The sequence below is a fragment of the Flavobacterium sp. HSC-61S13 genome, from assembly GCF_024171535.1.
Classification (GTDB): domain Bacteria; phylum Bacteroidota; class Bacteroidia; order Flavobacteriales; family Flavobacteriaceae; genus Flavobacterium.
In genome coordinates this window covers 326,456-335,656 of sequence record NZ_JALJZV010000003.1, presented here as the reverse complement: position 1 = coordinate 335,656, position 9,201 = coordinate 326,456, and the positions used below count along the sequence as shown (strand labels likewise).

At 39.0% G+C, this 9,201-nt stretch carries 1 protein-coding gene; it reads right to left on the bottom strand.

The features are described 5' to 3' along the window. Positions 1 to 9,201, bottom strand: a 9,201-nt coding sequence (locus L1275_RS04910) for a SpvB/TcaC N-terminal domain-containing protein (protein ID WP_253470405.1), incomplete at its 3' end; no start/stop codon positions are given.

Below are 9,201 nucleotides of genomic sequence, written 5' to 3'. Positions count from 1 at the left end.
CTCTAAAGCCGCACAGTAATTATAACCGGTAACAACTAATTCATAAAGCAGACAGGGTGCCGGCTCACCCGGTGTTGATGTACCATATTTAACACACTTAAGTTCATATTCTTTGTTTCGTTCTAGTATAGCTAAAATATCATTCTTACAATCAATCGTTTCCGCCGTATTGTAAAATACTTGCAGCAACAAGTCAACTTGATTTTTACACAATGCCGACTGAGTTGCTGATGATGCGCCTACAGAACGAGAAGTATTGATATTCCCTAAAACATCCGAACTTATAGCCTTATCACTGTAATCCATCGAACTATTTACCGCAGACGATGCTGAATTTCTCTGGAGCGACGAACTATCTCCAGATTTAGGCGCACTAAAATTCGCAGTAGCAGAATTGCTTTTGGTAATTCTCGAGGCTATTCGCTTTCCATTAGCATAGTAGTGATTGGTATAGAAATTTTGATTGAACGTCAAATGTGCACTTGGATACAAAACCTCATTTGCGCCATACATCCCGTTTTGCGGATTAGTTCCGTTTATCGAAAAGGTGCTACTCATTTCCACTCGCTTACTAACGCGATCACCCTTACCATCATATTTGTACTCATTGAAAATTGTTCCAGCTGCCGTGTATTCGACTATGCTGGTAATATTATTGTTGGCATCCCACTGGAAAATACGTTCGCTATCACTGTTATGTTTCCATTTTATAGTTCCATTCGCATGTATACCGTAACTTTGCTTTTGTTCATGTCCAAAAGGATCTTTACTAACAACGGCACTTAGAGCAGGTCTTTTATCTTCATAAAGATACTTTCTTTTTAGATAATTTTCCGTATGCCAAACATGCCCTGTATTTTTATCTTGGATCAGGTGATTCTGAGCTTTCTCCGAAATGGAATGATCTTTTAAATATTTCATCTTTAATTGATAGTCATGGGATTCCAGCAAACCGCTCCATTGACCATGCGCCTCCTGGAGGCGATTGAACTTATCATATTGGTACATTTTTACGGAAGTCCCTCCCACTACGATATTTTCATATTGGCTAAAATCATTTCTCTGTCCAATGATGTTGTTGTTTTTATCATACCCATATACATTTCTAGAAAATACATTTAAGTTATTCGGATCGTTGTAAGGTCCATTAAAAAGTTGAACAGCCCTCAAGCGTTCTGTCAAATCAAATTCCTGAATCACTTTTACGCCATTGCCATATTCTATAAAGTACGGTTGATCAAAATGGGTGTATTTTACATCATAAATATACCATTCTCCAAGAGAACTCCTAACCGAAGTTAATTGACCCACACGATTGTAATTGTAGGAAACCCTTTCTAAATCTGGATAATAAATTTCTAAGATTCTGCCCCAAGAGTCGTATTCGTAGTCGGTTCGGAAAAAACGAGAAACCCCAGTATTGTCTCTGAGCATTTTCACATCGCTTATTACTTCTCCCAACCTACCGTACTCAAATTCCTGAGAACCCGAAACGTCTTCCATTTTAATGACCCGCCCCCCTTGATCGTAAGTGAATTTCGTTTCTATGGTGGCATTGTTAATCTCTAATAGGCGGTTAAAATCATATTTATATTTTATAATGTTGCGGTTCGCATCTTCTTTTTCAATCACATTTCCCAAATTGTCGTATTTATATTTCGTAATTCCCGAAGCAGCTAATGTTTTATCTGTGATTCGCCCTAAATTGTCGTAATTATAAATTGATTTATGATCCATGGCATTGGTTACAGTTTTTACTTGACCCAAATGATCGTAACTAAAACGCGTCCATAAATCTTCATCACCAATTTGTTTCTGACTGGTTTGTAACCCCAATTCGTTGGTATATCCAATCGTTTTATTTCCTTCTGGTAAGGTTATTTCTTCTGTAAAGGTATTTGTTCCAAGATAATCCGATCCGAAGGCATATTTGGTTGTGGTTCGCGCATTGGTTCCAAATACCAATTCTTCTACAACTCGGTCTTTATGATCGTATAATCGATTGGTTTTTTTCTCGGGATTACGCGATCCTTGATAGTAGTTGGTCAACAAGGTTCGCAATGAAGCCCCATTGGCGCAAGCAATTTCTTCTTCAGACAGATAATTCTCGACCACACGACCAAATTCATCATAGAGTTTATCTCCCGAAACGGCTAAGCGAATCTCAGGAATTTGATTATTACATCTTGGATTTTTGTCCGTCGGCATGATTTCTTTTTTCACCTGAATCGTCCTACCCAAACCATCATTAATCATGCTGGTATGTAGTTTGTTGCCCTGTCCTAAATTGTGTTGACTAATTGCAGTTCGGTTATTTATATATTCATTCTTGATAGTCCAATCGAATTCATAAGGTCCTTTTACCTCAATGATTCGATTGAGCTGGTCGTATTTATAATATATTTCTTCACCATAGGGATCCACCATTTTGGTCAACTTACTGGCAGCATTATAGACAAATAGGGTTTCATTTCCAAAAGAATCACGTATTTTTGAAGGTGTTATCTTCCTATAGTTATAATTGTCATCATCAGGATGATCGATATTAGAGCTACCATAATCATATTCGTAGTAAAAACCCGTATCAAATTCCTTTCTAACCAAATTACCCATATCATCATATTGATAAAACACCGCTATGTAATCCGTAGGGTTTAGATACTTTCTGATTTCGTGAATTTTCAATCCATCCTCAGTTATAGCCTTGGTCTCACGTAAAAGTTGTTGTCCCTTGGTTGTGCTAATGCGATGGCCAATCGGTAAGATTTTTGGAGATGTATTATATTCGATTTCAACCGTTAGACCCCGATCAACATCCAAGTATTTCTTGACATTGCCAAATTGATCATAGGTATGAAAATACTGCTGTGTTTTTTGAGTGAGGGAACTGTTTTGGGAATCCTCATCGTAGTTGGTCACCATATTCAGAACCGAAGTTACCAAGGGCAACACAGACATTTTATTGGTAAACACCTGAATTTCCGCATTGGAATTACGCGATGTATTGATGTCTGATGTCAATTTTGTACTGTCATAAAACTTATAAGTATAGACCGTTTCATTCAACATGCGTTTACTTCGGTCTAAGGAATAAGTTCTTTGTGGCAAGCCTTTTTTGTATAGAAATTGTTTTAAATCGGAACTAATTCCCGGGCGATATAACTGATGTTCCGTCATGTCGTTATTAAGGTATTCCGTCACTGAGGTCCTATATACGTAACCTTTTTTGTCGAGTAAATGTGCTTTGGTCATTCCAAACCCTAGAAAGCTTCGTTCTTTTCTGTCTTTATATCCATTGAAATATTCGTAAGCATAACGCGTGGTGTTCTCGCCGTCGCCGACAAAACCATCGTGAACGGCTACTTTTGTCAACGCCCATTTCTTATAAGGCATTTTATAGGTAGATCCGATCACCGATTTATCAATTGGATTGACAATATCATAATCCAATTCGATTCTAGCACCGGTAGATTGAGTTACGCTTTTGAGTAAATTGGTTCGCCTAATTCGAGATCGATAGACCGTAAGGCTTTCATTTTTATCGGAAGTCACATAATCCGGAAAACCATCGCCGTCAAAGTCCATATAACGCGCTTCTTCACTAGAGATACTTTTTCCAGCACTCGCACCTAAGGAAACACAAAATTTGGGTCCTATGAGCAGTATGGTCGGAAAGTAGACACAGATTGTGATATTTCCATTTAGCCCAGCCTCTGTGGATTTCTGTGTTTGAGTTCCGGGTAGGGTACGCGCTCTAGTTTCAAAGCCGGTTCCCAAATTAATATAGTACGTTGATCCATCAATAATTTTCTCGGGTAGCCCATCGCCATTGAGATCCATATACGTTACTTTATCTTCAGAAGTACTTGATGAAATACTAATCCCACCAGAAACATCCATATTGGAAATACCCGAAAATCCGACTCCGCCTCCCCCTTGTTTGGTAACTGTTTGGCTTTCTTGAAAAGGTAATGCAGCCTTCCAAAAATTACTTTTTTTAAAGTTACCTCCGTAATTGAGTAAAACACTACCGTCACTTTGCACCAGATCAATCAATCCATCGCCGTTGATGTCTACATAAAAGCGCTCCACCTTGTTGGTCGTAGAAAAGGAACTACCACTTATAGAGGCACTCCCCTGATTTCCTACTATTAAATTCAGCTGGTTGCTTTTGGATCCAATACCCGCACTTCCCCTAATACCCGCATTTCCTCCACCTACTAATTTACCCGATCCCTCTATGGCTGTTTTCGAATTGAGATTGACATTTAAAATCCTATTGGAGAGGCCTCCTCTCTTGGCGGTTAATTGTATTTCACTTCCAATGATATCGGGGAAACCGTCTCCATTGATGTCAAAAAAATCATTGGATAGCGAACTCGATCCTTTCGTCTTTGTTTTTCCAAGACTTACTCCTAAAAAACCCACAGACGCATTAGTACTGTTATTTTTAAAGCTCGAATACTTGTTAATTCCATAAGCACCAAAACTATTTACAGGTACTGTTGGTGGTTTTAAATTCGGTATTTCATCCGTTAAAAATCGGATATAGGGGCTAATCCCCGAACTCGAAACATATAAATGCTCGTGACTTTCCCAGCGGTTGAGTTTTTTATTGGGCATCAATAGCGCAAAATGGTTGGATACATTACCTCCTAGACTTTCAATTTGATCGAAATCGGCTTCTGCATCGTCTAAAGACAAGTTTGGATCTTCGAAGATATCCTTAGTGGTTTGTCCTTCTGCATTGGTTTTGCCAGGGTTGTACAAATGAATATGGTCTCCTATGATCGGGGTATAAGCCTTTCCCACTTCCGCACCTTTGTAAGCGAATTGCCCCCAATTTCGATACATACTGCCCCAGGCTGTAGTTAGCTCGGAGGAGTATATATTGGATTTAAACATACCGTAATTGTTACCGCCTTCGACATAAGTGGATTTAGGGGTTTCATTGTTGACCCGTACCAAAAAATTTGAGCCGGTGTTTTGATAGTTTTTTAATTTTTCAGCAATGACATAATCTGTGGTGTAATACTCAAAGAATATATTTTTTCCTGCAAATCCCCCCAAACCATGCGTGGTGGTGGACTTTACATCGACATATTTATTCTTATTGATATCCAACCACTGCCGTTGTACAATAGTACCATGGGCATTTATCTTATATCTGAATTTCGCATAGTACCTGTTGTTTATTCCTCGCTCAAAAGTCGCGATTCTTCCCCCTGACCATTTGATAATTAAATATACATATCGATTTTCGCAACTGTTTTGCGTACACCCTGGTAGCGAAAAGTTATGGTTAATTGTGAATTCATCTGCAGTCGTATAGGTAGTAAAGTCCGAATTGGCATAATTGGTATTGACATTACTATAATTAGAGTAATAAGGCACCAAATAGATATCGTCCTGATTGTCTAGAGAAACCAATTTTGGTCTGAAATGGGTGTCAATATCTTTCCAGTTCACTTCCGACTCACTGAGTACCTCAACCTTAACATAGTGAAACGATTGTGGATTACTGTTAATCGAGTTCATATTCAAAATCAGATTCGGAGAGGGGAAGTTGGTAATATCATCGATGGCACTAACTCGCTCATAAATTGTGACATTATTTCCCTTTACAGCTTTATTTATAAGTCCATTACTTTCCTTGGTATAGTGGGAAACTTTAATGGTGATACGGTCATTTGTTTCAAAATTAAAAGAAGGCCATTCCAGTCGATAGCGACCACTTTTTTTAAATGTATGTTCATAATTTGATCCGACTATTAGGCTTTCTTCGAAGGATGAGGAGTATTTCGAATGTCCGGTTGATGATTCGAAGTTTTGCGTTAAGTAGGTTACTTTAGGATTCCAAGTAACCTGTAGTTCTTGAACAGGCATTTGATTGGAATGCGTTCGAAAAAAGATTAAATCACCCTTGACTACATTTACCGTAAGATCATGCTTATCCGAGCTCGACAACATCAAATGCGGTCCATAGATAAAAGTTGCGGGTCCCATATCGGTATCGTGTAATTTTTCTATGGAATATTTAACCCCGCTTTGCAAATTGATATGCTGCTTGGAGATGGTTCCGTCAATGCGCACCTGTCCGCTTTTCGGTGCGCGCCACACCATCACCACATCCATTAAACCGTTAGTCAATTCCAGTTGCGGCATCGGATTTAATACCGGAGCGATATCGTTTTCTTTAAGTATGATAGCTGGCGTTATTGAACTGTCTAAACTAAAAGCAGGTTGCTTAGTAACCGGATCAATATAACCAAAGTAAACGCGTTCATTGTCGACCACGTCCAACAAACCATCTGCATTAACATCTGCGGTATAATTATAAGTGGTTGACGTGCTTTCAGAAAAGGATTTACTCACACTTCCTGCCAATATATTCAAGCTAACCGATTTATCACTGCTCGATGTTTTGGAGTAATTCAAATTGGGCAAATTTTTGATGGAAAAGACTTCAGAAGAAAATCGATTCCCCAAATTCTTGCGGTAGAAAAAAGCACTACCGCCCTTAAAGATTTTGTCGGGCAAACCATCACCATCGATATCAGCCATCAAAACTTTGGTTTCGGAATTGGACGAACCTCCACCCAAATTGCCCCCCAGAGTTGCAGCTCGACTAAATGGTAACCAGGACGCGGGAAATACCGGCAATACCATACCTGCAGAAGCCCCTCCTACAAAATTGGTAGATTTCCCTTCAGCACCCCCTAAGGCGGATATAAATACATTATGGTTGTCGTAGCTCGTTTCATAATCTTTATAAGTATTCATGGTTTGGCCTGTACCTTCAAATAACGACCCCGTACCTACATCGTCGTGATAGTCAAATTGATATTTCTCCACCACCGATGAGTATGTGGTAAAATCATCATAATCATTGTAATCTTTACCAATATTATTATAAGCCCTTTTGATAATTTGATGCAACAAACTCCTACCGAATTGACCTTGATTGTACTTAAAGCTGTACTCCATCAAATATCCACGTTTGTTATATACATCGTTGTCATTGGGAGGGGAATAAATAACAATTTTGTCTATTAGATCAGGACTTTGTATCGCATACCCATAACGGTTGTTAATTTTGGTATCAACCCTGTTTTTATTGGTTGCATCTATTGTTTTTTTTCTGTATACTTTTATATCAAAAGTTCCTTGTTTATATAGATTTGGATGATTTGTGTTGTTGTAAGTTATTTTATACAATTCAACGCTTTCTGTCGTCGGATTGACCACATAATCATACTCGATACTGTTGCCAAACTCATCGCTAATCCGATCTAAAAACCAACGACCGAAAAATCGATTATGGAATCGATTACCGTAGAAAGAGGTCCAGCCCGTCTTGGTGTCGCGAATTTTCCAAGAATACCTCCCCTGATAGCCTTCTCGCAATATTTCCAAAGTTGGGTCGTGTATCAATTTTTGAAATTTAGCCGTTTGAAGTCTAGGAATCAATGGGTCTTTATGAGGGGCATACAGGGTATTATCACCTTTTACAAGTAATAATTCTTCTCCGTTTAACAGATAGGACTCGGTTTCCTGATAGGGATCAATAGTCGGAACCCCCCAACGGGTATCGATTTCTATAGATGGAACTGTCAAACTCCATCCCAATCCAAAATCACCTTCGTCGGCACTACTGTTATAATTGATCGAAAGATCGGGAACCATACCCTCTCTAGCTGGAGGTAGCATCAATGGAAAGTTAAGCGTTGCATCACCCCGATCATTAATTTGAGGAACGCTGACCATAGTGGTGTTTTCCATTGGATTCGCTGCCTGTATACCACTGATTGTTGTCGGTGTAAAAGCATTACCTTCAGGGCTCTCCGGCTCTTGAATAACACCAGCGATATAATCGGTGAAGTGTTTGGTCAAGGCAACGACTTCTCCCGTGGCTTCTAAAACTTCCATTACTTTGACCTTAATCCACTGTTTTAACGTAGTATCAAAATAAAAAACCTGCACATCTTTTAATCCATATCCCTTCGGCAGGGCATTGATATCGCACTTGATTTTGACTTTTACTTCTTTTTCAAACTGGATACCGTCGGGTAAAAACCGATAGGCTGCTCTGTTTTTGGTGACATTATGTAATACCATGCCGGTCGGGGCATAGTCACTGGGGCGCAATTCTTGAATCGACAATAGAAAATCTGTGGAATAACTTGCCACTGGAATCGTTATAGCAATATTTTCTAATTCATACCGGTTTTCCTCTGTTGCAGTAATTGTACAAAGTGCTTTTTCAAAGGCACGATCCCATGCTTTCACCTGATCAACCGCTTCGATTTCGGAAATGGGAATACTCTTTTTCTCGATGAGTTTGTTCCTTTTTTTCAGCTCAAAAACAATTTCTCTTTGATCATCTTGCTCTAAAGAAATAAGCTGTTCAAAACGATGATTGACAAGTGTGATTTCCTGATCCCCAATAAACAATTGCAGTTCCGGGTCCGTACTAGCTACGACTCCTTGTGCATAAACTTGATCCGTACTAGCCGCTTTCACCACATCATTAAGCCACAATAAATCATCTGAAGAAGCGGTTGTTTTTTCAAACTGTAGGTTCCGAATTACATAGCCAAAGTCCTTAGTCAAATCACTGGTAAACAAAACTGTATTGACGCCCTTTTTTAGCTCGTCTGGTGATACAAATTCGGAAACTCGAGTCCATTCTTTTTTTGCTTTTATAAAAAACCCTCCGGTACTCGTTCCTGTATTAATGCTTTTGGTTACTCCCGAGGCATTGGCAATTCCATAAACTTCATAACTTAAAATATAGGCAGCATTCGAATCAATTTCGTCTTGAATATCTACAGTAAACAAATTGTCGTCTGGCGCGTCAAACGAAGTGTGCGCGCTTCGACCTATGTGCCCTATAGTCAAATCCGCATTATACAAGGTGGTGGATACTTCTATCTCAGGAACCACATTATTTGGATGAGATTGCCTTGGTGATGTCTTTTGATCATTTACAGGATAATCACGGAGTGGCTGTATTATAGACGATTCTTCATTTTGTTCTTCGCTGTGATCTCTGTTTTTATAATCGTTGTTATAAATCGGCAATACCGTGGATGTTATGGGCGCAGATGGTATGGCAAAGGCCTCATAAACAAACCCGTGTAGAAAGGCTAATAGTAGAAATGTTGCTACTTCTTGATTATATGACTTAAAAAATTTCAT